At 68.9% G+C, this 899-nt stretch carries 1 pseudogene; it reads left to right on the forward strand.

The features are described 5' to 3' along the window. Window positions 1-899: pseudogene (locus ACO1BR_RS44160) on the forward strand (hypothetical protein); the annotation flags it as partial.

The raw sequence follows: 899 nt of genomic DNA on the forward strand, positions 1-899 counted from the left end.
CGATGCCGCAAGCTGCGCATCGACACCACGGTGATCGAAGCCGATATCGACCATCCCACGGACGCCGATCTGCTGGAGCGCGGGGTACGTAAGCTGGGTCGGCTGGTGCGGCGGATCAAGGCTGTGGGTGCGGCCAGGCGCACGTCCTTTCGGGATCGCAGCCGGTCTGCGGGGCGCCGGCTGAAGGAGATCTCGCGCACGCTACGGCGGCGCACCGGTCAGGGGCTGGGTGAGATCGACCGGCTCACCGGTGAGATCGCTGCTGTCGCTCGCGCAACCCTGCGGGAGGTGGTTGTGGTGGAGCGCAACGCTCTGCGTGCGCTGGGCAAACGGCCTTCGGGTCGGCTGGCGCATCTGGTGGGTGAGCTGGCTGAGACTGCGGCGGGCACCCGTCGGCTGTTGGAGCGGACCGCTTTGCGGCTGGTGGGCATCCGCACGATTGCCGACCGGTTGGTCTCNTCGGCTGGCGCATCTGGTGGGTGAGCTGGCTGAGACTGCGGCGGGCACCCGTCGGCTGTTGGAGCGGACCGCTTTGCGGCTGGTGGGCATCCGCACGATTGCCGACCGGTTGGTCTCGTTGGCTGACCCTGATGCTCGGCCGATCCGCAAGGGCAAGCCCCAGCACCCCACCCAGTTCGGCTACACGGCACTGGTGGCCGAGGACGAACGTGGCTTCGTCGTCGACCACAAGGTCCAGCTTGGGAACCTACCCGACGCACCGCAGTTGGTGCCGTCGGTGGAGCGCGTCACCACGCTGACCGGCCGACCACCGGGCACGGTCGTCGCCGACCGGGGCTTTGGCTTTGCGGCCAACGACCAGGCCCTGGCCGAACTCGGCGTCCAGCGGATCGGCCTCCAACGCGCTGGAAGACCCGGCAAGGCACGGCGTGAGTACGAAC

Origin of the sequence: Streptomyces sp. YGL11-2, from assembly GCF_050054615.1 — a bacterium.
In the GTDB taxonomy this organism is placed as follows: domain Bacteria; phylum Actinomycetota; class Actinomycetes; order Streptomycetales; family Streptomycetaceae; genus Streptomyces.